Here is a 22,515-nt window from a genome sequence, read left to right on the forward strand (position 1 = left end):
CAAGGTGGTTGTTGTTTATGTCTGGTAACTGAAGAAGCCAGCCTGCCCAAGGTCGACTCGGTAGCCTTGTGGGCAGGGGCAGACTTTGTCTGGCTCGCCTCACTTGCCTGGCCAGGAGGTCGGGTGCAGTTCCAGAACTGTGTCACGAACCCCGGCCTCCTTGACCGAGGCAGCGCCGCCAAGGCGCATTGGTTGCGACCGAGGACAGGCTTGAAGCAGTACGCCGGACGCAATCCGCATGGGTGCCGTCACGCTACCTTATTCGTAGAGCTGTATATGCAGGGCACGGTTGATCAGCGCAAGATGGGTAAAAGCCTGCGGGAAGTTGCCAAGGAACAGGCCCGTCGTCGGATCGCTCTCCTCGGCATAGAGCCCCGCATCGTTGGCGTTGGCGTTGGCCAGTAACCGCTCGAACAGGGCGCGAGCCTCCTCGGCTCGACCAAGCATTAGAAGTATATCGACCAGCCAGAAACTACAGATCAGAAACGCATCTTCGCTGCCGGAAAGCCCATCCGAAGCCAGGTAGCGGTGTACGACATCGCCATGACATAGGTGCTCTTCCACTGCTGCAGCCGTCAGTTCAAGTACGGCCTTGTCGATAGGAATGCCCATCAATGGGATCAACAAAAGCGCGGCATCGAGATCGTCATGACCGAAGGCCTGCGTGAGGTAGCCGCCACTGAGCTTGATCCCCTGAGTCACGATGGCCTGGAATATGCCATCTCATGCCAGTTCCCAGGCGGGCTGAGGACCCAGCAGGCGCAGTGTGCGGTCGAGTGCGACCCAGGCCATGGTATTTGTAGACGTGATGACGCGGTTCCCCACGCATTTCCTAGATCCCTTGATCGGGTTCGTGCCAGTGGGCGGCGACATGATCGGCCATTTCTCGAACAAGGGTCGCCAACGTCACATCAAGGCTTGTCACCCCGCGCAGCAGGACAGTTGTTTGACGTCCTTGGTAAAGGTCTGGGCACAGAGCTTGAGCCCCTCGACCATAGTCAAGTAAGGAAAAAGCTCATCAGCGATGTCTTGTACCGTCATCCCGGCACGCAGGGCCATGACCGCCGTCTGAATGAGCTCGCCGGCTTCGCCGGCCACGGCCTGGACCCCGAGCAGGCGCCCGCTGTCGCGTTCGGCGACGATCTTGATGAAGCCGCCGGTCTCAAAGTTGACCAGCGCACGGGGCACGTTATCCAGGGTCAGGGTCCGGCTGTCGGTAGCGAATCCTTGAGCCTCGGCCTCGGCTTCGGACAAACCGACGGTTGCGATCTGCGGGTCGGTGAAGACCACCGCCGGCATGGCACTCAAGTCCAGGCGCGCCTCGCCCCCCGTCATATTGGTGGCGGCGCGGCTGCCGCCCGCAGCGGCGACATAGACGAACTGCGGCTGGTCGGTGCAATCCCCAGCGGCATAGATAGTGGGTACGGTGGTACGCAGAGAATCATCGACCAGAATCGCTCCGCGGGCAGTCTCTACGCCGATGGCGTCAAGGTTCAGCGTTTCGATATTAGGCGTGCGGCCCGTCGCGACCAGCAGCTTGTCGGCCTTGATGCCCCCCGTGTCCGTCGTGAGCACGAACTCATCATCGGTATGCACCACCTGGCTGATCTGGACGCCTCGTAATACATCAATGCCCTCGGCCTGGAAAGCGGCTTCCAGGGCCTCGCCAATGGCCGGGTCCTCGCGGGAGAACAGGCGGCTACGCGCCAGGATCGTCACTTTGCTGCCCAGCCGCGCGAAGGCCTGGGCCAACTCCACCGCGACCACCGATGCCCCGATCACCGCCAAACGCTCGGGAAGGGTGTCGCTGGCCAGGGCGTCGGTCGAGGTCCAATAGGGCGTGCCAGCCAGCCCCGATACCGGTGGAATGGCGGGACGCGCGCCGGTCCCGATGAAGACACGATCGAAAGCGACCTCGCGCTCGCTGCCATCGTTCTTGTCAACAATCAGGGTCTGGGCATCACGGAAGCGGGCCCTGCCGCGGATAACCGTAATGGCCGGGTTGCCTTCTAGGATGCTTTCGTATTTACCGTGACGTAACTCTTCCACACGGCTCTGCTGCTGGGCCAGTAAACGGCCACGATCAATGGTTGGTGCCGTTGCCGTGATGCCGTCATCGAACGGGCTTTCGCGGCGATGATGGGCAATATGCGCGGCACGGATCATGATCTTAGAGGGCACGCAGCCGATGTTGACGCAGGTACCCCCTATGGTACCTTGTTCGATCAGGGTGACACGGGCACCCCGCTCGACACTTTTCAACGCCGCTGCCATGGCAGACCCGCCACTGCCGATCACGGCAATATGTAGACCCTGTTCGCTGCCTCGGTCACTGCTGGCTCGCTCTGTGGCCTGCGTCAGATCGGCGCCGTAGCCCTTGGCACGGATCGTCTCAAGCAGACGCTCGGTACCCACCTCGCCCGGGCGCATTATTACCGCGCGGCCCTGGTCATAAGAGACCTCAGCCTCGACCCCGGGCAGTGCATTGAGCGCCGCCTGAGTCGAGTCGGCGCAACTCGTGCAGGTCATGCCGGTAACTGTAATCGTGGTTTGCATAAAAATTCCTCGGTAATCCTTTCGCACAACTCCCGCAGCCCTCGATGAACGTGGGCTAGGTGGTTACTGGGCTTGTTTAGTTTTCTCGGAGGCCAGGCGCGACGGATAGCCCGCATTGGTCGTAGCGGCGGTCAAGTCCGCCACGCTCGCCTCGGCATCTTCGAAGGTCACGGTGGCGCTTTTTTCCTCGTAGGAAACCGTGGCGTTCTCCACACCGAGCACTTGATTGAGCGCTTTCTTGACGGTGTAGGGACAGGTCGAACAGGTCATATTGTCAACAGCCAGGGTGACGGTCTGTTGAGCGGCGAAGGCCGTCCCGGCACTTGCCGCGGACAAAAAAAGCGTACCGATCAAGGTGCTAAATTTCATATAAGAAAGACTCCAGGAAAATTTGAAGGTGTATTAGCCAAGGAACAGCGGGGCGATATACGGCCAGGCAAGCACCAACACGACGAGTGCCGTCGCACCCCACAACGCTATCTTGATCACTCGCTCGGCAAGCGGCGTGCCGCAATAGCCATCCACATCACAAGCGTTGGCCCGGCAGGCGCTCTTGGGCTTGCGATAAACCTTATAAAAACCGATACCGAGCATTGCCAGGGTGAAGGCGAGAAAGAGCGGCTGGTAGGGCGCAAGCGCCGTGAGATTGCTCATCCAGGCCCCGCCGATGCCCAGTGAGAGAAATACCACCGGCAGAATGCAGCAGGCGGAGGCGAGTATCGCGCCAATGACACTACCGCTTGCCAGTAGGCCTTTGCGCCCTGATCGGCTCGTCGTGGTTTGCTCGCTTCGATCAAGCGTCTGGTCTTTACTGTCTTGCATAGTGATTCTCTTGCAATTTGGGTATTCATAGCTACTGTAGCCCCTGTAGCTACTACAGGATCAAGAGGAAAGTAGGCCATGCCATTACGCCGAGGGGAGCTAGCCAGACGAGCCGGTTGCAACATCGAGACGGTTCGGTACTACGAGCGCATTGGGCTTATGCCGAATCCGCCCCGAAGCGAGAACGGCTTTCGTAGCTATGAAGAGCGCCACCTCACACGGCTGACGTTTATCCGCCGAGCGCGCGAACTGGGATTTACGCTCGAAGAGGTGCAGGACCTTCTACGACTGGTTGATGGCGGGCATTACACCTGCGCTCAGGTACAGGAGCTTGCACTCAGGCATACCGACGATATCCAGCGCAAGATAAATGACCTGCATCGCATGCAACGCGCCTTAAAAGAAATGTCGGCCCAATGCAGCGGAGAGGAAGTTCCCAAATGTCCCATCATAGAAATTCTTTCTGAGACCTCTTAGCCGAATACCTATTACTGCGGTGTGGTTCATCTTTTACCTCTTCGCATCAGAGCGGCTTAAGGCAATCTCTGTGATTGACGTCCTCCTTCTCTTTCTCGCTGATCGGCGAAGAACCATAAAAAAGCCCCTGACCGAAAGGTTCAGGGGCTAGTGAATCATGTAGGTCTAATTGAGCAGCGTGTCACGACAGTCTGGGAAATCCCGCGGTACTCGCCGTGTTCCTTGACTCGCCCCTTCAGTACAACCTTACTCCCCTCAAGGGCCTTACCTGTTTTCCAGACAATGTACCGACCTTCGGGGTCGCAGAATATGTGCTTCCACATCAGCTCCCATCGCGTATCTGATGAAAAGGACCGCTTACGCACAACTTCCATCTCCAACTGATCGCCAGGACCTCCAGCATAGCCGAGAGCCATCATTGACTCGGTGTTAACAGCTGACTCCTCATGTCGATCGTAGGCAGTGACAGCCGCCGTCATAACGCCGACTCCGCGTTTAAGCTTAACCAAGTCGAAACGAGCATGATGAACAATCATCGTCTCGAAATCGTTATGCTCAGTCTGCAGAGGGATCACTTGCCGTGCCCAAGCTATTACCGCATCAGCCTACGCCACGTCCTCAGAGACACACGCCTTCATTCGCTTGCTGACCATCGGGACTGAACGAGCCATCTCACCCACAATTTCTGCTGTGGCCAGGTCGCCAGTTTCTTCTGCTCGAGCACGAGACACGAAGCCTCGCTCCCGAATCTGCCTTACTGCCGCGGCAACCAGCCATCGCAGCTCGACAACAGCATCTGGAGGGCGACCGCCGCATATGCCCACCTCATCGATCTCTTCCATCATATTGATAACAGAGACCAATAGTTGAGCACGGGCCATCATCGACTCAGCGCCTTGGTGGCCAAGATAGTCCTTGAGGCATGTCTTTCCGACCTCTAGGACAACGCCAATTGCCATCTCTTCCATCAGAAAGAGATAACGCCGCTCACGCCGTTTGTTGCAGTGGCTGCAGTCGCCCGTGGCGTCGCCCGATCTGTATGGCTCGGGCAATCGGCTATATGCCCACTCCAAGGGAGTGCCCCGTGCTGCCTGGTTCGCTGCCATGTCGATTCGCGCCAGCAAGCGATACCCGTCCAGCTTCGGAGGTTCGCCACTGACTGCGACTTTCACGGCAACGATCTGCTCCAGCTTAAAGTGCGACAGTCGATCTTCAAGATCCAACTTCTCACGAGCCCAGGGCTTTACAGCCTCTTCCAGCACGTTGATCTCGAAGGACGCCATGCCAAGTTTCTTTGCCTTGCGATCGAGCCGTTCTACCATTTCGCGCAGTGCGGGAAGTTGGCACTTCGGTATCCAGCAGGTGGTCTTGTCTGTCTGTGTCGTCATGATCCTTACTCCTCTCTCATTCCTGCGTAAATGCAGGACTCAAGATGAGGTAGGGGAGTAACTGACGAGCTAAGTGTTTCGCACGCGAAACAAAGAGGGTTCATAGTACTGTCGCTATGGCTGTGTCAGGCAGCGCATTTCGTCCTGTGACGAGAAAGGGTGAGCAACTGCTGTAGCCGAGAGGCCTGCCGATGCAGCCTTTGGGCTGTCGAAAAATTGTCCCATCCTGACTGAAAGCTACCCTCTCGATTCAGCTCCTCAATCTGAACTGCCGTTTCGGTCCATTGGCTAGGAGGCATTGTGTCCACGAGCCAGCCCCCTCGTTCGTAAAGGTCTATAACAACCCCACCACTATTGCAGATACGCATGATCAAAGGCCTAAACAATCCTTCATATACGTCTTCGGCTTCACTCGATGCCTGATAAAACTCAGCAAAACCAGCCTCAGCCAGCTCACGCAGTTTGTAATACTCAGTGTATGGAGGTACAGCCACAGAACGTGAGGTTTCCTTCTCAAAGAATGCGAGCCCTGGCGCGTGATCGTACATGTTCATCTTCACCTCACCCTCAATGGTGATCGAGGCGCCGGTTGCGGGCAGCACATTAGTGCCGAACGCTTGATCAAAATAGCCGGCCAAACTAGCAGCGATATTTTTCTGTAGCTCTCGAAGAAACAAGCGGTCTTCATGCGTTAAGTCAGTCATAACGGCTTCCATTTGGCTAAGGTGAGTTTCAGTATCGGGGGGGAGGGGAGGGTGATGCAAAGGGGCTTCATGAGGTGAACACGAACACGGCCAAAGCCTCAGGAAGTGATAGGGCTTGTGTGTCAGGTGGTATAGCGCGGCTGGCGCCAGCGTGAAAAAGCCCCATGCTGAGAACAGCAGAGAGGGCTTGAAATACTACGCGAGCACTACAGCATCATCCAGGTGGCGGGCCTGAAGCCTTACCAAGCTGGACGAGCCATCTGGCCTGAAAACATTGCGTTTGCGCGGCAAGTCCACCTTGGTGAATGTGTCGCACTCCAGGCCTCCAACGAACCGTACTGTGTACGGTAGTTTTATCCGATCGCCATTTTGCAGACGCACACGCTGCTTTTTCGATTCAGCATGCTTTAGGCATCTCTCACGCCATTCGCTGGCATACTTCAGTCCGACTCCCACTACTACCCCCAACTGCTCCAGCTCCTCAAGCGGAGATAGCAGTTTGAGAATCGATGCAGGGCACTGTGACAAGGCTGGCCCCATGGTTTCATCCATCGACTTGTAGCAAAACTCTCCCTGCGAACAGCTAGTTTTCACGACCGCCGCTATCGTGTACTCAATAGACGCATGATCCGTGGCCTCTCCCCTCCGCTGGACCTTAATCGCAGCGTAATAGGTAGAGCCCACGAAACTCGACTTCAGCACTTCGTTAGATCCATCCTGGTTGGTGTATTCCTTGTCCAGGTAGGCTTTACGGTCGGACGGCTTTGGTACGCATAAAGTACCCATAATCTTACTCCTCTCTCATTCCTGCGGTATTGCAGGTCTCAGGAGGGGATAGGGGTGAAACTGACAGAAAATGTTACGCATGCGAAACATAGCGTCTAGCTCCCATTGCAGTGCCATATAGGATCGAAGCCGCAAAATCATGATCCTGGCTCATGGGCATCATAAATAGAAAAACCCCCAGGCAGCACAAGGCTGACTAGGGGCTTAGAAAGAGGAGTGATAACTGCGCGATCGCGTCAGTCCTCCTCGGGTAGCATGATCGTTATCACAGGCTTAGGGGTATCCCCAGGACCTATAGTCATAACAACATGTTTTGGCACAACGATAGAGCCGGTTTCGGATTGCTCAATCACATCAACGATGAAGTCGATATATCTCTCGTTGCGCTCTCTCGCAGCAGCCTCAAGGGCGACAAGCAATACATCGCCTAACCGCTTATCCTCTTGCTGCTGCATCTCATGAGGGCTTCTACCGTCATGCCACGCCACCAAAGCCTCCCAGGCTGCAGCAGTCATGGCAACAGGCACCTTGAAACCCATCATGTTGCCGGCGGCGTGCTCAGCACGTTCGCTGACATCTACCAAATTGCCATCTTCGATGGCATCCGCACGGGAATAGCTATGGATCATGTCAGTTTCATCAAACATGAGCTGTAGCCCCCTGTTGGCGTGACGCCAAAAAAGCAGCCATTGGGATGGGTGTAACCTCAGGCCCAGTCGGCAACTTCCAGGCGCTCTCACGTCTAACAACGCGAGCCAGTCGATCAGCAGCAAAGCATAGCCCCCAGCGTTCATTAGAACGCTCAGACAAGCCGCTTGGTTCGTGCGTAACCTCCCACATCCAGTCAGAATCCACATCCACACATGAGCGGACTTTGAACACCTGCTCGCTTATTCGCACCCTCCGGCTCAGACCTTCAACGCCTAAGTATTCACCGAAGTTACCGCCGCGACGGCTGTAGATGATCGTTTCCAAACGCTCGCCAAATGTTTCCATTGGGATTCTCTCTCTTCTCTCTCTCACATTCCTGCAAAGCAGGTCTCAAGAAGAGATAGGGGCCTTGCTGACGTTGAAAAGTATGGTATTGGTAGCCCCCTACCTGTTTCGCATGCGAAACAATCAATTCAGGAGATGCCTATGGTCGGTAAAGCAACAGCCCAGGACAGCACTACTGAGGGAGCGCCCAGAGAGAATCTGCGTGTTATCCAGGTTCGCCACCGAGAGACACCCAACAGCGAGACTCCACACGCGATTTTGATGATCCAGCGGATAGAACAAATTGTTGGCCAGGGCGCTCGACTCACGCTTAGAGTCAAACGGATCGATACCCAGCGGCCTCCTGAGGGAAATGAACTCGAATGGTCAGCTGCATATTCGCCTTCAAGCTCAACAGATAGGGAGCGGGTCAGACTCACTCACGGTGAATGCAGAGGTCCCGCAGATATTCAAATGATTCTTAACGGTTTACGCGGGTTTCGTATCGGCACCTACCTGATGGCAGAGATCGTCACTTGGGCCAGGCAGTGGCCGCTGGCAGAGGTAATGAAGATCGAGCTGTCGTGGCAAGATGAAAAGCCAGGCGCACACGATGGAAATAACAAGGTTAGGCGTGATCGGTTCTATGAGCAGTTCGGTATTGAATTCATCCCTAGTGAAACCGAATCGCAGATAACCGCTCGATCAAAATACATGCTTGCTGAAAACCTGACGACTGACGATGCCGAGCGTGCCTGGCGATTGAATATCCAAAAGGTGAATGCGAGTGACTGGCTAGTTGATCAGCAGCGAAAGCTGGAAGAACAGGAAGGGCAGATAGCGAAGCTCAAGCGAAAGGCTGCAAGCCTGCAGACCACGAAAGACCGCATTGAAGCCCATCCATACCGCTATGCAGTGTGTCGTTTTCTTACCAATCCTCTGGCGTTGGGCTGCCTTGCACTGGTGGCTGTGGCCTTTTCCCTCGCCAAGGAAGTGGTTAGCTGAACCATCCGCCAGCCTCTGGTAACCGGAAATAAAAAAGCTCTTCGCGAAGGAAGAGCTTGTTGAATGTGAGATCAATGTCTCTTGTTCTGACGAGAATGACAATCGCCAGAATTCAGCTAACTGCTGCTGCCGTCCTGATGGTGATGATGCTTGCTGCGTTCAATTTGAACGAACGTGAATAAACACACGGCCGCCATAAAGACTGCAAAAGCTGTAACTAACCATCCAAAAGGGCTCATAAATTCAATCCTTTTCTGCACTGTTGCGCTCAATTCTTACAAGAAACGCAATACCTGTTACCCAAATGATAGCACCTACGAAAAACATGGCAACTGATGCACCAAGAGTGATTTTCTCGCTAGGAGCGAAGAAACCCAGAACTCCGGCACCCATAGCGCCAAGACCGAGTTTTCGTACATCGTCTGTCAGTGCCTGCAGGCTGTCCGGCCCCAGCAGAGGCTGGCCATCCTGCATCCTTCGTCGTACCGTGGCGACCCATTGTTGAAACTTTACGCTCATGATCCTACTCCTCTCATTCCTGCTGGATTACAGGTCTCAAGAGGAGATAGGGGGGCAGGGTGACACTCAGGTTCGTAAATAGGGTGCACAGCGAATTTTCCGTGAACGATAACTATCACGCGGGCGACTCGACTAGCGCGGTTCCGCCTGCCGATGCCAATGTCCGGCTCGTTGCGTCGTTCTTGACCAGCGTCAGGTGAGACTGGTCTGCGTCAGCAGTTCATCGAGCAGGCCGTTCAGAGTGCGCCGAAGGTAGATCAACAGACCCTTCTCCTTGGCCACCACCGTTACCTTGGCGAAGAGATTAGAGGCGGCGGGGAAAGGCGTTCGCACTACGGGGCCCATGACCAGTTTCACCCCCCCACAGCAGGCCGAGGCCGCACACATCGCCGATCCAGCGATAGCATAGACCTACCGTCCTTAACATGCAGAACGGCAGATGCAAAAGCAGTGGCCTAGCGAAAGACCACACTGGCGATTAGGGCAATGCCAATTAAGAAAAGCACCATAATGCCGATAGTTTGCCGGGTACTGGGCCTGTTGAGCCTCGTAAACCACTGTTGAACCCGAGACCTCATTACCTGGGCTCAAGATAAAAACCAGAATGTCACTCCGAGATAGAGCCGAGGGTGACCGTACCGAGACAGGGGTGGAGAGACATAACATGCTGGCGATCACGTTACTGGGCCGCTGGCTCCGCCATGCATGCTGGGCTACACCAGCAGCTATGTAGCATGTAATTGATTTTTTTCACATCTCGCGCCCCGGAGTTCGCCATCTACCGCCAGCGAACCCAGTTCACTCACCCGACAGCGGGAGGCTTGGCCGCGCCTTCATACATGAACGTCATGGTCTTGGGACGACCGAGATAGCCTGTAGCCAGATCCTGGAGTACAAAGCCGGCATTGAGAAGCAACACATCTGTCTGCCGATCCAGATGGCAGCCACCGGCGCAACGCTTCCAATACGGAGTCAGCCGTTGCTGCCAGCTGGCAACGCGGGTTTCTGGCGCGAGTCCATGCTCGACAAAAATCAATTGTCCCCCGGGCTTGAGCACCCTTCGCGCCTGGGCTAGAGCCGCTTCTATGTCCGGAATCGTGCAGAGTGTCCAAGTACTCAGGACCGTGTCTATGCTGTCATCAGGTAGTATTATCTGCTCTGCGCCCATTTGCAGCACTTCCACCTTGAAAGGGGCTTTGTTAATACGCTTTTGCGCAAGCTTTAAAAGGCCACCATCCGGCTCCACTGCATAGTACTTCTCTATAAGCTCAGGGTTGTAATAAGGTAGGTTAACTCCAGATCCAAATCCAAGTTCTAAGACACTCCCCCGAGCTTTGGCCACGGTACGTTGACGATATTTCTTAAGCATCCCCGCTCCCATCGTCAGGTTGATCAGATGCGGCAGTATGTGGCGACTATAAAAACCCATGGCACTTCCTCCACATTCGATAGGGATAAAACTCATATCATTGTGTTGTAAGCCTATAGCACCCCCGCTAAGCCAGCTTGTGCCCTTTGTTGCCCTCCATCTCTGGGGCACTACAACGCGCTCTTTCCCGTCCTAGGTGTTGAACTTTCCGGCAATGTCTACTGCTACGACTATTGCGCCCAAGACCCATCGGGCAAGAAGAAGGAGTGATGCTCGTCATGTCTTTCTCCTTTTTGGCGCGGGCGTGACCGGGCCTATGGGCAAGGAGATGGTCGGTAAATCACTTCCCAGCTTGGTTAGGGATCCAGCTGCGCTGAGACCGTGCGGTGATCTGGAGTACCTCCTTCATGCGCAGCGTCGAGAATAGGCCCGAGGCGAACGTCAAAGCCACCACCACTCACAACGCCGCAGCCAGTCCCAGTGTATCCGCTACCACCCCTGCGATAATAGCGCCTAAGAAATAGCCAAGATCACGCCAGAGGCGATAGATGCCAACCGAGGATCACCACGCTGGATGCACGACATCACCGATGACGACGAACAGGGTAGGATAAACCATCGCTTTACCTATCCCAATAGGAACGCGCCCGTCGCAAATCCCGAAAACCCTACGGAGACAGCAAACACCACAATGACCACTGCTGGCAGACGATGAGCCCCTGACGCCCCACCCGGTCTGACCAGGCACCGGTAAAGAGCTTACCGATGCTCCAGACGGCGGGGTATATCGCTGTCAGAATACCAATCTTTTCTAAGGCGATAAGCCTTACCGAGGGCTATCCGCAGTGGAAAGCCGCCGGACATCCGGTGCAGATTGAAATGCAGGAGAAACCGACACTACAGGGAGAAGAACTGACGATGGGCGAAATGGTGGCTTGCGGCGGATTGATGATGTGGTGGGATGGACCTGCTCTGTCTGCTTGTAATCCTGCTCCTCGTGCTTGGGGTTGCCGCACTCGTATAGTACTTGTTCTTTAGCAACAGGCAATGAGTGGCTGCGGATGTCCCGCGCCTCAGTTGGAATAACATGGCACTCGTATATGCCGGCTATCTGCCCTTGTGTGAACTTGGGAAGCAAATGGTTGTACTCACTGAGAGCCCTCAGTATCCTCACCGCTTTTAAGGTCTCGCTTATTTTTTAAATAGATACTTAACGAGAGCCCCAATACCGAGCACAAGCAGTATTAGGACAAGAAGCCCTATCAGCCCCATCCCCCACATCATTGCATCACCGTTCATCATTCCATCCATCATTGTTTCTCTCCCTTTCTATCTCATTTACAGTAATGGTTACGTTAAGCACACCTCGCTTAGCTTTTCCTGCCGATAACGCCACGCCTTGAATTTCATCCTGACTTGGATTCGCTTTTTGTCGATTTGCACGAGCTATCTTCTTACCCTTTCCTCGTGGGCTGATTGTTACAAAGTCAGTACTTCAGTCCCTGTACAGCACCTATAGCGCATACTCCTCGAGCTCGTTGAGCCCGAATTCCACGCTGCAGAAGGGTAAATGGACAAAAATCACGCTAGATATCTAATGGTCACAGTTGGCAGAAGTCAGCACTGTTTCTCCTAGGAAGACCCCAGCCAATCTAAGCTTTGCGACGTTTGCTTCAGTGCATGCTCGATATCTCCTCCCGGTCCAGTTCGTTGGGCCGACGGAAACCTGCGTAGGAATGCTTAGGAAATCAGTCATGTTTAGTCGAGCCGCATACCCAGACTGGCGGTTGATTGTGTCAGCCGTGTTGGCTGCGATCCGTGAAGCCATGGATGGCAAAGTATTTGTCGAGCATGCCCTTGTAGCTACGCACGCACCCAAAGCCCGCCGTACACGGCCATGATCAGCTATAACAAGCCTCCTTACCAATGGGGATTTTTGCCATTGCAAGTATCGTCAGCTTGGCCCTGCATGATCTAGCACAGGTCGGCAAACTTCATCCTCATCAGGATTTCTATCGCATCATTATAGTCCACGAAGCCCTGAAATGGGTCAATCCAGCGAAACAGAGTAGGTGTTTCTCCTTGAAGGCTGCCGCGATAAATGATTTGTGCGGTTTGGTTGCTGATGCTAGACATTATGTTTTTTTGTTCTAACCTAGTAACGTTTTTACCAACAACCGAGGATGCCATGCAAACGTTTCGACACTCGCCAGGCAAGCCAGATGTTGTCGGCTTCTACGACATGCGGACCTCTAGCGTGCAGTACGTTGTTAGCGATCCTGTGACTCGGCGCTGCGCAATCATCGACCCAGTCCTAGATTTCGATGAAAAGTCCGGCGCTATCGCAACGCACCATGCGAATGAATTGCTGGGCTACGTTGCCAGCCAAGGGCTGAAGGTCGAATGGATTCTGGATACCCATCCGCACGCGGACCATTTTTCGGCAGCACAGTATCTAAAGGAAAAGACAGGAGCACCAACGGCTATAGGAGCTTACGTTACACAAGTGCAAGCGATATGGAAGGATATATACAACTGGCCCGACTTTCCGGATGACGGCCGCCAGTGGGATCACCTTTTTGTAGAGGGCGATACTTTCCACGTGGGCGAGATAGAAGGCCGGATTATGTTCTCGCCCGGCCATACCAAGGCGTCGATCACCTACGTCATCGGCGATGCGGCGTTCGTGCACGACACGCTGTTTCAGCCGGATGGTGGTACGGCCCGTGCCGATTTCCCCGGGGGCAATGCTCACAAACTGTGGGATTCCATTCAGGCCATCCTGGCACTGCCGGACGACACTCGGCTCTTTACTGGTCACGACTACATGCCCGGCGATCGCGAGCCAGAGTGGGAAAGCACGGTGAGAGTCCAGCGCGAAACCAATATTCATCTCCGAGACAGCCCGACAGCGGACAGCTTCATCGCCTTGCGTAACGAGCGTGACGCCAAGCTGCCCATGCCTAAACTGATCCTGCACGCCTTGCAAGTCAATATCCGGGGCGGCGACCTGCCAGAGCCAGAGGATAATGGTCGTCGTTACCTAAAGATTCCCCTCGATGCTCTACCGGGGGCCGCCTGGGATGAGGCGCGCTCCTAAAGCGACCAAGGAGGTAACCTATGGATATCAAACCGCTCGATGATCGTCTTTATGTGACAGCACAACCTCGCCTCGACGAACTTGAACAGCTCGCCGAGCAAGGGTTCCGCACCATTATCTCCAATCGCCCGCGTGGGGAAAGTGATGACCAGCCGGATCCCGATGCTCTCAAGGCTAAGGCAGAATCACTGGGTATGGTCTGGCATGAAGTTCCCGTCAAGCCCGGCAAGTATTCCCAGCAGGACATTGCCGCCTTTGCCGATGCCCTGGAGTTATCGCCGACTCCCGTGATCGGTTTCTGCCGGACCGGCACACGGGTCGCTCATCTCTGGGCCTATTCACAGGTCTCGCATCGTCCGATTTCGGAACTCGTCGGTGCTGCCAAGTCGGCCGGCTATGACCTAGAGCCGCTTCGCGAGAGCCTCGAAAACCAGGCCAATGACAACTAATAGCGCTGACCGGCATGGCCAGTTTGCGCCGCTATTTCCCCATCGCTCAGTGGCTGCCAGGCCGTCAACTTGATCGATGCCTCGGCACTGGATAGTTTGCAGTCGATCAACCCGCGTTTGAGTGATGCGGGGTTACAACTGCACCTTTGCGAGGTCAAGGGGCCAGAGATGAACCGCCTGCTGAAGACAGCATTCCTACGCAATTTCAGCGGTAATGTCTTCCTGAACACGTTCGATGCTTGACATGCCTTGCACGCTCATTCTTCTGCAGAGCTGAGCGATCCCGACAATGACGATGCTTCGACACGGCTTGTCCGGCATATTTCAAATACCTGACATAGAGGAGACACAACGTGGACATAGCGGCAAGTCTTTCCGGTTTGATCGGCGGTGTGCTGATCGGCCTGGCAGCTGTATTGCTGATGGCAACGCTGGGTCGTATTTCCGGCGTCAGCGGAATCCTCTCCGGACTATTGCTGGAGCAACCCGCAGGAGATTCGGCTTGGCGCCTGGCCTTCCTACTGGGTCTGTTCAGCGGCCCACTCATCCTTATTTTACTGGGAGGTGGGCTAGGTAATGTCTCCGGCGCACCGGATGAGGTCATCGGTCAGCCGGCGGGAGACATCGGGCTGATGCTGCTGGCAGGTCTATTGGTCGGCGTCGGGACAAAAGTCGGCAGCGGCTGTACTAGTGGTCACGGCGTCAGCGGCCTGGCGCGACTCTCACCACGATCGTTGGCGGCCACCTTAACCTTTCTTGGAAGCGCCATGCTGACCGTCTTCGTCATGCGTCATCTCATCGGAGGTGGCATATGAAAACGTTGATGGGTTATCTCGCCGGGTTGCTGTTCGGGTTAGGGTTGGCGATCGGCGGCATGACCGACCCGACCCGGGTGCTGAATTTCCTTGATGTGTTTGGAGATTGGGACCCGACCTTGATGTTTGTACTAGGCGGTGCCGTCACCACGACGTTCATCGGTTATCGACTCGTGCTGCGCCGCTCACAGCCCTTGTTTGCTCAGGCCTTCCAACTACCCACTCGGCGTGATCTGGATGGAAGACTGATGGGTGGGGCGGTCCTGTTCGGAATTGGCTGGGGATTGTCCGGTTATTGCCCCGGACCAGCATTCGCCTCTTTCGCTGGGCTGACCACGCCACTCATGGCAATGCTACTGTCGATGATAGGAGGATGGTGGCTGGCAAAGCGGTTCTCAGGCAGTCGCTGATCGGCGCTTGAGCTTCAACCATATTTTCTACGATTGAAGAATAGGTTTATTAGAAGTGTAATTCTAGTAAAGCACTAAACAATTCATCTCTGGGCAAGTGAAGCAGTCAACATGGCCCGAGTATTCTCTGCGCGACCACTTTTTAGCCACTACCGCTGGCTTTATTACCGTACAGCCGTGTTTCAGGCTGCCACGCCGGATTTCAAGACCCACTAACCCCATGAGCGTGTTCTTGGCATCGTCCAGCCAATCGTTTTCCTAGCAAATAAGTCCATAACAACGGCTAGATAAGCCCAGCGATTGCCAGTCCAGATATAGGTGACATCGCCACACCAAACGCGGTTGGGCGCCTCAACGTTAAACTGACGCGCTAAGTGGTTCGGTACCTCAGCATGTTCTTCGCCCGTTTTCTTGTAGCTATGACCGGGTATTTGGCAACTAATCAGGCCAAGTTTTTCCATCAGGCGGCCAGCGCGATAGCGACTTAACGGTACATTCTGCCTTGTCGCCATCTCTGCAATGCTGCGCGCCCCTGCAGAGCCTTCGCTCTCGCGAAATAGCTCTCTGACCTTGGCTATTTCCTTAGTCTTCGTGGCACACACAGGCCTTTTTGAACGTTGTCTCCAGTATTTAAAGCTGCTGCGATGCACGCCAAACACGTCACACAGTTTTTTTACCGGGTAGCTCGTCTTGAGTTTCTCGATTAGCGAGAAGTGTTCAGGAAGTCCGACATCAAGAGAGCGGTAGCCTTTTTTTAGGATGTCTTTTTCCATCTCAATGTCACGGATGCGCTTTTAAAGCTCGCGAATCTTGAGCTGATCGGGTGTCATGGGCGTTGCTTTAGGGCTTTGGTCATCACGCTCTTGGCGTAACTGACGAACCCATTTATCCATGCTCGAATGCCCCACATTTATGGCTTCAGCCGCTTCACGAACAGTGTAGTGTTGATCGACGACCAGCTGTGCTGCTTCGAGACGGAATTCAGGGCTAAAGTTACGTTTTGGTCATGTTGTCATGCTGCCACCTAGTGATGTCTTGGTGCATATTAGCACCTCTAATTAGGTGGCCAAATTCACTATGCCACTACAATAAAAGACCCCACCACGACACGAGGTGCAACATGTTCAAAGCCATCCTGTTCGACAAGCAAGACAACCGGCAGCAGGCGACGCTCGAGACCCTTGACGAGTCGCAGCTGCCCGAGGGCGACGTCACCGTCCGGGTCGACTGCAGCACCCTCAACTACAAGGACGCCCTGGCCATCACCGGCAAGGGGCCAGTGGTGCGTGCCTTCCCCATGGTGCCGGGCATCGACCTAGCCAGTACGGTGGAGGCCTCCGCGAGCGAGGCCTATGCGCCGGGCGATGCAGTGCTGCTCAACGGATGGGGAGTGGGCGAGGGCCACTGGGGCGGACTGGCCGAGAAGGCCCGTCTAGAGAGCCGCTGGCTGATTCCCCTGCCGGCGGCCTTCACGCCACGCCAAGCCAGGGCATCGGCACCGCCGGCTACACCGCCATGCTCTCAGTGATGGCGTTAGAGAGGCAAGGCGTCACCCCGGAGCAGGGTGATGTGCTGGTCACCGGCGCCAACGGAGGGGTCGGCAGCTACGCCATCGCGCTGCTCACGCGGCTGGGCTACCGGGTGGTGGCCTACACCGGCCGCCCAGAGGAGACCGACTACCTCCAAGGGCTCGGCGCCGCGGAGGTGATCGACCGGGCTACCCTCTCCGAGCCGGGACGCCCGCTGGGCAAGGAGCGCTGGGCGGGAGCTATCGACGCCGTGGGCAGCCACACCCTGGCCAACGTCCTGGCCTCAACCCGCTACGGTGGCACGGTGGCCGCCTGCGGTCTGGCCCAGGGCATGGACCTGTCCGCCAGCGTCGCGCCCTTTATCCTGCGCGGCGTGACCCTGGCGGGGATCGACAGCGTGATGCGCCCCTACGCGGATAGCGTCGAGTCCTGGCGGCGTCTGGGGGAGCTGCTGGTTCCCGAGCAGCTCGATGCTATCACCAGCTCCATCGCCCTCGACGACGCCATCGAGGCGGCCGATGATCTGCTCGCCGGTCGCATTCGCGGACGCGTAGTAGTGACCATGGCTCTATAAATCCGAATAATAGGTACGTTTTCTTTACGTAGAAAATTTAACGTAATTTATTTACGCAAAATTGCCCCTCCAGGAAGTCCTGGTGTCATTTTCAGAAGACGGCTGCACCAGCGCATCGAGCGGACCGCCCGGTGTGCAGTGGTCTTCTGAAAGAATTGTTTCAGCAATCGCCTTCACCAACCTCGACTATGCTCAGTCCTCCTAAGCACCATGGGCGGGTCGAGGCATGGCATCAGATACATCACCAATTGCCGAGCAAGGCGTGACCATCCTGTCCGACCTGAGCACAGGCCCAGTTCCGAACGTCCATCATCGGAGCCTTGGTGACACTTGAATTGGGGCATGAGGCCGCCGCACGCATCAAGGTCAGCAAGACGGCCCTCTACGCCGTTTTGAAGGCCAGCCAGCCCGACACGCCAGTGGGCCTTGGGCGGGGCAACGGGCAACGGGCAACTACAATGCTCGACCATGCACCACGATAGTGCATGGCCGGACACAGGGATGACTCCCTGGCGCCTGATGGGGCATGCCCCGAGACCGAGACGCTCTCGTTCCAGGACGCCGTTGGGGAAGGCGAGGGCGGGGCCATCAGGGCAATGATGTCGGCCACCGAGGTCGGACGGCTGAAGAGGAAGCCCTGGCCGTGGGTGCAGCCGGTATCGCGCACGAACGCTTCCTGCTCGGGGGTGTCGATCCCCTCGGCGATGGTCTTCATGCCACAGTGGTTGGCCATGAAGACGATGGTCTTGACCAGCGAGGCGTTCAGCGAGGAGGCTTTCGGGCCGGACACGAACGACTTGTCGATCTTGACCGTTTCCAGGGGATAGCGGCCCAGGTCGCCAAGGCCGTAATACCCCGTGCCGAAGTCATCCAGCACCAGGCGGTATCCTCGCTTCGCCAGGTCGAGCAGTACACGGTGCTAGTTGTCACTTTCCAAGATCAACAGGCTCTCGGTGATCTCGAGCTTGATGCTGGAAGACTCTACGCCGTGTTTTTCCAGCAGCTGTTTCAGTTTGAACGGAAACGTCAGGTCGCGCAGCTGCTTGGCCGAGATATTGATCGAGACCGTGATATTCCGGCCCGTTTCTTCCGCCACGGGAATGAATTCGGCCGGCAACACCTCCCCCAGTTCCTTGTGGCGCCACCGGAGCAGTGCTTCCATGCCGGTGATCTCACGGCTCACCAGAGAATAGATAGGCTGATAGCGCAGGTACAGCTCTTCATGGGTCAGGCAATGAGCCAACAGACCCTTCAGCCTTGCATGTTACTGCGAGCGCTCCTCCATCGTTGCATCATAGAAGCAGAACAGGTTTGTGCCCCTCGACTTGGCTTGGTACATGGCGATATCGGCATAGCGGAACACATCGGAGAGATCCTGAGTGTCGTCGGGAATCATCGCGATCCCGATACTCGCCCCGACCAGCATGTGCTTGCCGCCCACCTCAACGGGGCCCGCCAGCAGGGCATGAATCTTGTCGACGACCCGTGACACATCTTCCTCAGAGGCGACGTCGGTCAGCAACAGACAGAATTCATCACCACCGAAGCGTGCCACATCGTCCTCGGTGCGCACGAGCTTCGCCATGGATTTGGCCACCCAGCACAGCAGCTCATCGCCGGCGGTATGGCCCAGGGTGTCGTTGACGGCCTTGAAACCGTCCAGGTCAACGTAGAGGACTCCGGCCTTCAGCTTATGGCGGATGCAGCGCGCCAACTCGTGGTTCAGGTGCTCTATAAACAGCGACCGGTTCGCCAATCCGGTGAGAAAATCGTAGTTCGCCTGACGAAAAAGCAGTTCCCGACTGGTGCTCAATTCCATGAGGTGACCATGGGCCAGCCTGCCATAGGCTCGCAGCCGTCGATAGAAGAAGAGGCTGCCCGCGAGGATCAGTAGCACGCCTCCAATCACCCAGGGTAGGAGCTGTGTGAGGAGGCTCTGGCCAGGATGCTCCGGACGCCATTGAAGGGTGCCCAGCGGCTCGCCGCTCGGTGTTGCCAGGGGGAGGGACGCCAGTTGGCCTGTCTCCCGAGGGGGAGCTGCCGCTGCAGGCAGCAGACGCAGGGCCTCGATCTGAAAATCACGACGCCAAGCGCCCAGAATGGCCTCGTCGATGTAGTTGACCAGGATCAGATAGCCATGCGCCTGATCGGTGGCATACGGGGTCGGGTCGTAGGCCACATACGGCGACACGGCGACCAGGGCAGGCGCTCCCTGGATATCCAGGATGTCAGATGCGGGCTCGGGGTCGGCGAAATCGGTGTCGATGGCCTCGGCCATGAGCTGCTTGAACTCGGCGGTCAGCAGGCCCTCGGGCAGCGCCTCCAGTTCCGTACCCTTGTGTACGCCGTGGATCAGTGTCGCCTCGCGATCCAGACTCACTACCCAGTCGGTACCGTACTGGTTCTGCAGATAACCGCTGACGTTTTCCATGGCCCAGTCGGTGTCTCGCTGGTAGATTACCAGCTCGACGGCCTCGTTCCACCAGCTATAATCTCGGCTGCGGTTGGCCAGTTCCTCGAGCTCGAGATCGAGCAGTCGCTGCACCTGCTCCCGCGACTTCGCTTCGGCATAGCGATCGAGCGACTGCGACGACAGGATCACCACCCCGAAGACCCCGGCCACGGCGATCAAGATCGTGACCAGGCTGATTAAGAGACCGCGCCCCAGGGCTCTCATAAGCCGTTCACTGGACTCGATGGAGGCCAATTCGTCCTGAGGGGCGCTATCCCCGCGTTCTTGTCCGGCGTGCACTTACACGTTGTCCATGTCGAAGCCTTAAGAAGAGTATCCGCGTGCTCTTTCGCCAAAGAGCCTTCGTCGCCCGTCGCTTGTCGCGCTTGTGCGAACAGACTGTGATATAGCTCATAACTTATCTGTAAGGAAGTTACACTGAAAGCGTCTCAAGAGTAATTTTATTCACCCGTAATCGGCCACCACTCCCTTTAACGCTGGATAGAGAAGCACTGCTGGAGGCACCGCGGCTGCCGGCAGTCAGGGCAGCGAGCGATGGTGACGGAACGATGAACCCGCCATATTCATCAGCGCGTCGAACGCGTGTGTTGAGCCCATTGATTGCCTGTCGTTGTCAGAAGGTGGTTGTACCCATACATTGGGCGGTTCGCCCGGTGTGCAGCGGACTTGTGAACGAGCCGTGTCAAACGATCCTCGAATTGGTTCAGCATGGCGGCGCACAATGCAGCCTGTCCGAGAAACGATCATTAGGCGGCCAATCCGGACATTGTCCGACAACAGCTTGTTTGATGTATTTTGGGACAATAAGATAAACGGACGGATTAGCGGACAAAAGGGGCAGTCAATGGCGCTGATTGGCTATGCGCGGGTCCCGACGGCGGAGCAGAACACCGCCTTGTAGACCGATGCGCTTCGCAAGGCGGAGTGCGAGCGAATCTTTGATGACACCGTCTCCGGGGCCAAGGAAGAACGACCCGGCCTAACAGCCGCGCTGGGGTTCCTGCGCGACGGGGATGTGCTGGTTGTGTGGCGACTGGATCGACTGGGACGCTCACTGCCGCATCTGATCGAAGTGGTCAGCACTCTGGACGCGCGTGGCGTCGGATTCCGGTCGCTGACCGAAAGCATCGATACCACCACGCCGGGTGGGCGGCTGATCTTCCACGTGTTCGGCGCCTTGGGGCAGTTCGAGCGTGATCTGATCCGTGATCGCACCAAGGCGGGGCTGGCCGCTGCCGCCGCCCGTGGGCGCAAAGGAGAATGCAAGCCCGTTGTCACCGACGACAAGCTGAAGCGGGCAAGGGAGCACCTCGCCAATGGGCTGAGCATCCGCGAGGCCGCCGCACGCATCAAGGTCAGCAAGACGGCCCTTTACGCCGCTTTGGAGGCCAGCCAGTCCGAAGCCCCAGACCACAGTGCAACCGACTTCAGACACGCAGTGCGATCGTCTTCTGAAAATAACACCTGGAGGGGCAAGCTTCATGTGTAAAGAAAACTGGACTGCTCTGTGTTCTCCGGACACTTCTAGCCTAATAGTGATGCTTTATATCGACTTTATGATCAAAGATGGCAGAAAATCAGCCGATATGTGTAAGCATAATAGTATTAAACTTGGAGCATTTAAGGATAGGCCAGTAAGAACTTGGACTGGCTGCAGTCCCCTGAACCCAATTGATACTGATTTTTAAGAAGGCACCACCGAGCTAGCAACTTATTCCACTTAGCGCTGTTCATAGCTTTTCTCATTATTCGAGCTTTCAAAAAGCATGACTGACCGGATGGATCAAGCGGTTTTGAAAATGCCTCCCTCAGCAGACAGCCTGGGGAAGCGTGAAATCAACAGTCTGGGCGAACTACAAGCCCGTATAACCCATGCTTAACGGGCAGGTTCTCCGTTTGCCATCAATTGATAGCCTTACTGTGGCAGAGTAGGATCAGTCCCAAGTAAGGAACCTTACCTGCGCTTTCTGCCGCTCGATCCCGAACTCCGCTGGCTCGACATCTGCAAAGGGCTGCCCCTCCATCGCTAGCCAGTAGCAACGTAGATCAGCATCGCCTCGGACAATCAGCACATCATCATGATTTTGCATCCTTCTCTTCTCATTCCCGTATGACAGGTCTCGAAGAGAGGTAGGGGCGGTGTGACGTGAAATGAAGGCGTCGGTGTAGACTACGAGGTTTACACCCCGTGGATTGGCCAACGACGGGAACAGTATGCCGCTAGCACCAGCCTCCAAGGCTAGGTCAGCGAGCAACCAGCTGGGCGGTTCAACGCGATCATTAAACAAAATTCTACGCCAGTCACAACCCATTTCCTGCCAGAGAGAGTCCCAGTCAGCCGTGTACCCATGGCTGAAGTCCACTACTGTGGCCAACGCTACCGTGTAGCTCACAATAAGACCGGGTGGCATCAGGGTCGAGAGCTGCCGGCACTCCTCAAGCGCGGTCAGCTCTTCCAGAGCAAGGTAGAGTGCGGGAACCCCGATACGATTGAGGCGACCGCCATGCTGGGCGGCGCCTGCGCCACTTGTGGGGGGCGATGGCCCAGCGGGGGACATGGACAC

The 22,515-nt window shown here is 56.1% G+C and carries 26 protein-coding genes and 3 pseudogenes; 11 read left to right on the top strand and 18 right to left on the bottom strand.

Annotated elements, in window-relative coordinates:
* Positions 1 to 258 precede the first annotated feature (258 nt).
* The 4 genes from ACW44H_RS19780 to ACW44H_RS19795 form a co-directional block, all read right to left on the bottom strand.
* A complete protein-coding gene (locus ACW44H_RS19780) occupies positions 259 to 702 on the bottom strand; it encodes a glycoside hydrolase family 15 protein (protein ID WP_052703852.1) in 444 nt (147 codons plus the stop codon).
* Between the two features lie 219 nt (positions 703 to 921).
* Positions 922 to 2,556 carry a mercury(II) reductase gene (merA, locus tag ACW44H_RS19785; protein WP_035557898.1) on the bottom strand — a complete coding sequence of 545 codons (1,635 nt, stop codon included), beginning with the start codon at positions 2,554 to 2,556 and terminating at the stop codon, positions 922 to 924.
* 63 nt (positions 2,557 to 2,619) lie between these two features.
* Entirely contained in the window at positions 2,620 to 2,925 is a 306-nt protein-coding gene (gene merP / locus ACW44H_RS19790; RefSeq protein WP_035557896.1) for a mercury resistance system periplasmic binding protein MerP, read from the bottom strand.
* Between the two features lie 33 nt (positions 2,926 to 2,958).
* A complete protein-coding gene (locus ACW44H_RS19795) occupies positions 2,959 to 3,378 on the bottom strand; it encodes a mercuric transporter MerT family protein (RefSeq protein WP_035557893.1) in 420 nt (139 codons plus the stop codon).
* A gap of 78 nt (positions 3,379 to 3,456) precedes the next feature.
* Here ACW44H_RS19795 and ACW44H_RS19800 point away from each other — a divergent pair, with 78 nt between their 5' ends.
* Positions 3,457 to 3,855 carry a MerR family transcriptional regulator gene (locus tag ACW44H_RS19800; protein ID WP_035557890.1) on the top strand — a complete coding sequence of 133 codons (399 nt, stop codon included), beginning with the start codon at positions 3,457 to 3,459 and terminating at the stop codon, positions 3,853 to 3,855.
* Between the two features lie 605 nt (positions 3,856 to 4,460).
* Here ACW44H_RS19800 and ACW44H_RS19805 read toward each other — a convergent pair.
* From ACW44H_RS19805 to ACW44H_RS19825, 5 genes are all read right to left on the bottom strand, one after another.
* Positions 4,461 to 5,243, bottom strand: coding sequence for a hypothetical protein (locus ACW44H_RS19805; protein ID WP_035557885.1), 783 nt, complete (start codon positions 5,241 to 5,243; stop codon positions 4,461 to 4,463).
* Between the two features lie 125 nt (positions 5,244 to 5,368).
* Positions 5,369 to 5,947 carry a hypothetical protein gene (locus ACW44H_RS19810; RefSeq protein ID WP_035557883.1) on the bottom strand — a complete coding sequence of 193 codons (579 nt, stop codon included), beginning with the start codon at positions 5,945 to 5,947 and terminating at the stop codon, positions 5,369 to 5,371.
* Positions 5,948 to 6,142: 195 nt separating this feature from the next.
* Entirely contained in the window at positions 6,143 to 6,733 is a 591-nt protein-coding gene (locus ACW44H_RS19815; RefSeq protein WP_052703853.1) for a DUF6927 domain-containing protein, read from the bottom strand.
* Positions 6,734 to 6,969: 236 nt separating this feature from the next.
* Positions 6,970 to 7,380, bottom strand: a complete 411-nt coding sequence (locus tag ACW44H_RS19820) for a DUF6573 family protein (protein WP_035557880.1) — start codon at positions 7,378 to 7,380, stop codon at positions 6,970 to 6,972.
* A complete protein-coding gene (locus ACW44H_RS19825) occupies positions 7,373 to 7,729 on the bottom strand; it encodes a hypothetical protein (protein WP_035557876.1) in 357 nt (118 codons plus the stop codon). The genes ACW44H_RS19820 and ACW44H_RS19825 overlap by 8 nt, the downstream gene beginning before the upstream one ends.
* 141 nt (positions 7,730 to 7,870) lie before the next feature.
* Here ACW44H_RS19825 and ACW44H_RS19830 point away from each other — a divergent pair, with 141 nt between their 5' ends.
* Entirely contained in the window at positions 7,871 to 8,713 is an 843-nt protein-coding gene (locus tag ACW44H_RS19830) for a hypothetical protein (RefSeq protein ID WP_052703854.1), read from the top strand.
* 243 nt (positions 8,714 to 8,956) lie between these two features.
* Here the strand turns inward: ACW44H_RS19830 and ACW44H_RS19835 are convergent, their stop codons facing one another.
* From ACW44H_RS19835 to ACW44H_RS19845, 3 genes are all read right to left on the bottom strand, one after another.
* The gene (locus ACW44H_RS19835) at positions 8,957 to 9,232 is read right to left on the bottom strand and encodes a hypothetical protein (protein ID WP_035557873.1); all 276 of its coding nucleotides are present in this window, start codon (positions 9,230 to 9,232) and stop codon (positions 8,957 to 8,959) included.
* Between the two features lie 192 nt (positions 9,233 to 9,424).
* Complete coding sequence (locus ACW44H_RS19840; protein WP_157826462.1) at positions 9,425 to 9,577, bottom strand: hypothetical protein; 153 nt, start codon at positions 9,575 to 9,577, stop codon at positions 9,425 to 9,427.
* A gap of 457 nt (positions 9,578 to 10,034) precedes the next feature.
* Complete coding sequence (locus ACW44H_RS19845) at positions 10,035 to 10,661, bottom strand: class I SAM-dependent methyltransferase (RefSeq protein WP_035557867.1); 627 nt, start codon at positions 10,659 to 10,661, stop codon at positions 10,035 to 10,037.
* Between the two features lie 705 nt (positions 10,662 to 11,366).
* Between ACW44H_RS19845 and ACW44H_RS19850 the strand changes: the two genes are divergently transcribed.
* Positions 11,367 to 11,639: a hypothetical protein gene (locus ACW44H_RS19850; RefSeq protein ID WP_035557864.1), complete on the top strand. Its 273-nt coding sequence runs from the start codon at positions 11,367 to 11,369 to the stop codon at positions 11,637 to 11,639.
* Between the two features lie 153 nt (positions 11,640 to 11,792).
* Here ACW44H_RS19850 and ACW44H_RS19855 read toward each other — a convergent pair whose 3' ends face one another.
* Entirely contained in the window at positions 11,793 to 11,915 is a 123-nt protein-coding gene (locus ACW44H_RS19855; RefSeq protein ID WP_268762340.1) for a hypothetical protein, read from the bottom strand.
* Between the two features lie 440 nt (positions 11,916 to 12,355).
* Here ACW44H_RS19855 and ACW44H_RS19860 point away from each other — a divergent pair, with 440 nt between their 5' ends.
* The 6 genes from ACW44H_RS19860 to ACW44H_RS19885 all read left to right on the top strand — a co-directional run bounded on the left by ACW44H_RS19860 (position 12,356) and on the right by ACW44H_RS19885 (position 15,375).
* Complete coding sequence (locus ACW44H_RS19860; protein WP_157826461.1) at positions 12,356 to 12,502, top strand: hypothetical protein; 147 nt, start codon at positions 12,356 to 12,358, stop codon at positions 12,500 to 12,502.
* Between the two features lie 287 nt (positions 12,503 to 12,789).
* Positions 12,790 to 13,701, top strand: a complete 912-nt coding sequence (locus ACW44H_RS19865; protein WP_457509096.1) for an MBL fold metallo-hydrolase — start codon at positions 12,790 to 12,792, stop codon at positions 13,699 to 13,701.
* Between the two features lie 20 nt (positions 13,702 to 13,721).
* The gene (locus ACW44H_RS19870; protein ID WP_035557861.1) at positions 13,722 to 14,150 is read left to right on the top strand and encodes a TIGR01244 family sulfur transferase; all 429 of its coding nucleotides are present in this window, start codon (positions 13,722 to 13,724) and stop codon (positions 14,148 to 14,150) included.
* 69 nt (positions 14,151 to 14,219) lie between these two features.
* Complete coding sequence (locus ACW44H_RS19875; protein WP_176304696.1) at positions 14,220 to 14,393, top strand: hypothetical protein; 174 nt, start codon at positions 14,220 to 14,222, stop codon at positions 14,391 to 14,393.
* A 110-nt stretch (positions 14,394 to 14,503) separates the two neighbouring features.
* Positions 14,504 to 14,965, top strand: a complete 462-nt coding sequence (locus ACW44H_RS19880) for a YeeE/YedE family protein (protein ID WP_457509097.1) — start codon at positions 14,504 to 14,506, stop codon at positions 14,963 to 14,965.
* Positions 14,962 to 15,375 carry a DUF6691 family protein gene (locus ACW44H_RS19885; RefSeq protein ID WP_240719815.1) on the top strand — a complete coding sequence of 138 codons (414 nt, stop codon included), beginning with the start codon at positions 14,962 to 14,964 and terminating at the stop codon, positions 15,373 to 15,375. The genes ACW44H_RS19880 and ACW44H_RS19885 overlap by 4 nt, the downstream gene beginning before the upstream one ends.
* A gap of 236 nt (positions 15,376 to 15,611) precedes the next feature.
* On the opposite strand, the pseudogene ACW44H_RS19890 reads toward ACW44H_RS19885, so the two are convergent.
* A pseudogene (locus tag ACW44H_RS19890) lies at positions 15,612 to 16,334 on the bottom strand (IS3 family transposase); the annotation flags it as partial.
* Between the two features lie 161 nt (positions 16,335 to 16,495).
* Between ACW44H_RS19890 and acuI the strand changes: the two are divergent.
* Positions 16,496 to 17,478: pseudogene (gene acuI, locus ACW44H_RS19895) on the top strand (acrylyl-CoA reductase (NADPH)).
* A gap of 382 nt (positions 17,479 to 17,860) precedes the next feature.
* Here the strand turns inward: acuI and ACW44H_RS19900 are convergent.
* Genes ACW44H_RS19900 through ACW44H_RS19910 form a run of 3 tightly spaced genes read right to left on the bottom strand, consistent with a single transcriptional unit; the run spans position 17,861 to position 20,155 of the window.
* Positions 17,861 to 18,388: an EAL domain-containing protein gene (locus ACW44H_RS19900; RefSeq protein ID WP_127059532.1), complete on the bottom strand. Its 528-nt coding sequence runs from the start codon at positions 18,386 to 18,388 to the stop codon at positions 17,861 to 17,863.
* A gap of 9 nt (positions 18,389 to 18,397) precedes the next feature.
* Positions 18,398 to 18,721: an EAL domain-containing protein gene (locus tag ACW44H_RS19905; protein ID WP_101145389.1), complete on the bottom strand. Its 324-nt coding sequence runs from the start codon at positions 18,719 to 18,721 to the stop codon at positions 18,398 to 18,400.
* A gap of 21 nt (positions 18,722 to 18,742) precedes the next feature.
* Positions 18,743 to 20,155 carry a sensor domain-containing diguanylate cyclase gene (locus ACW44H_RS19910; protein ID WP_240719813.1) on the bottom strand — a complete coding sequence of 471 codons (1,413 nt, stop codon included), beginning with the start codon at positions 20,153 to 20,155 and terminating at the stop codon, positions 18,743 to 18,745.
* A 640-nt stretch (positions 20,156 to 20,795) separates the two neighbouring features.
* Here ACW44H_RS19910 and ACW44H_RS19915 point away from each other — a divergent pair.
* Positions 20,796 to 21,440, top strand: a pseudogene (locus ACW44H_RS19915) (recombinase family protein).
* A gap of 445 nt (positions 21,441 to 21,885) precedes the next feature.
* Here ACW44H_RS19915 and ACW44H_RS19920 read toward each other — a convergent pair.
* Positions 21,886 to 22,509: an RES family NAD+ phosphorylase gene (locus ACW44H_RS19920; protein ID WP_232774555.1), complete on the bottom strand. Its 624-nt coding sequence runs from the start codon at positions 22,507 to 22,509 to the stop codon at positions 21,886 to 21,888.
* Positions 22,510 to 22,515: the final 6 nt, after the last annotated feature.

Source organism: Vreelandella sulfidaeris Esulfide1 (assembly GCF_054072535.1).

Bases quoted from the DNA above. Each gene is read 5' to 3' on its own strand.
- merA (WP_035557898.1), bottom strand. From the start codon at position 2,556: ATGCAAACCACGATTACAGTTACCGGCATGACCTGCACGAGTTGCGCC.
- merP (WP_035557896.1), bottom strand. From the start codon at position 2,925: ATGAAATTTAGCACCTTGATCGGTACGCTTTTTTTGTCCGCGGCAAGT.
- ACW44H_RS19795 (WP_035557893.1), bottom strand. From the start codon at position 3,378: ATGCAAGACAGTAAAGACCAGACGCTTGATCGAAGCGAGCAAACCACG.
- ACW44H_RS19800 (WP_035557890.1), top strand. From the start codon at position 3,457: ATGCCATTACGCCGAGGGGAGCTAGCCAGACGAGCCGGTTGCAACATC.
- ACW44H_RS19805 (WP_035557885.1), bottom strand. From the start codon at position 5,243: ATGACGACACAGACAGACAAGACCACCTGCTGGATACCGAAGTGCCAA.
- ACW44H_RS19810 (WP_035557883.1), bottom strand. From the start codon at position 5,947: ATGACTGACTTAACGCATGAAGACCGCTTGTTTCTTCGAGAGCTACAG.
- ACW44H_RS19815 (WP_052703853.1), bottom strand. From the start codon at position 6,733: ATGGGTACTTTATGCGTACCAAAGCCGTCCGACCGTAAAGCCTACCTG.
- ACW44H_RS19820 (WP_035557880.1), bottom strand. From the start codon at position 7,380: ATGTTTGATGAAACTGACATGATCCATAGCTATTCCCGTGCGGATGCC.
- ACW44H_RS19825 (WP_035557876.1), bottom strand. From the start codon at position 7,729: ATGGAAACATTTGGCGAGCGTTTGGAAACGATCATCTACAGCCGTCGC.
- ACW44H_RS19830 (WP_052703854.1), top strand. From the start codon at position 7,871: ATGGTCGGTAAAGCAACAGCCCAGGACAGCACTACTGAGGGAGCGCCC.
- ACW44H_RS19835 (WP_035557873.1), bottom strand. From the start codon at position 9,232: ATGAGCGTAAAGTTTCAACAATGGGTCGCCACGGTACGACGAAGGATG.
- ACW44H_RS19840 (WP_157826462.1), bottom strand. From the start codon at position 9,577: ATGGGCCCCGTAGTGCGAACGCCTTTCCCCGCCGCCTCTAATCTCTTC.
- ACW44H_RS19845 (WP_035557867.1), bottom strand. From the start codon at position 10,661: ATGGGTTTTTATAGTCGCCACATACTGCCGCATCTGATCAACCTGACG.
- ACW44H_RS19850 (WP_035557864.1), top strand. From the start codon at position 11,367: ATGCTCCAGACGGCGGGGTATATCGCTGTCAGAATACCAATCTTTTCT.
- ACW44H_RS19855 (WP_268762340.1), bottom strand. From the start codon at position 11,915: ATGATGGATGGAATGATGAACGGTGATGCAATGATGTGGGGGATGGGG.
- ACW44H_RS19860 (WP_157826461.1), top strand. From the start codon at position 12,356: ATGTTTAGTCGAGCCGCATACCCAGACTGGCGGTTGATTGTGTCAGCC.
- ACW44H_RS19865 (WP_457509096.1), top strand. From the start codon at position 12,790: ATGCAAACGTTTCGACACTCGCCAGGCAAGCCAGATGTTGTCGGCTTC.
- ACW44H_RS19870 (WP_035557861.1), top strand. From the start codon at position 13,722: ATGGATATCAAACCGCTCGATGATCGTCTTTATGTGACAGCACAACCT.
- ACW44H_RS19885 (WP_240719815.1), top strand. From the start codon at position 14,962: ATGAAAACGTTGATGGGTTATCTCGCCGGGTTGCTGTTCGGGTTAGGG.
- ACW44H_RS19910 (WP_240719813.1), bottom strand. From the start codon at position 20,155: ATGAGAGCCCTGGGGCGCGGTCTCTTAATCAGCCTGGTCACGATCTTG.
- ACW44H_RS19920 (WP_232774555.1), bottom strand. From the start codon at position 22,509: ATGTCCCCCGCTGGGCCATCGCCCCCCACAAGTGGCGCAGGCGCCGCC.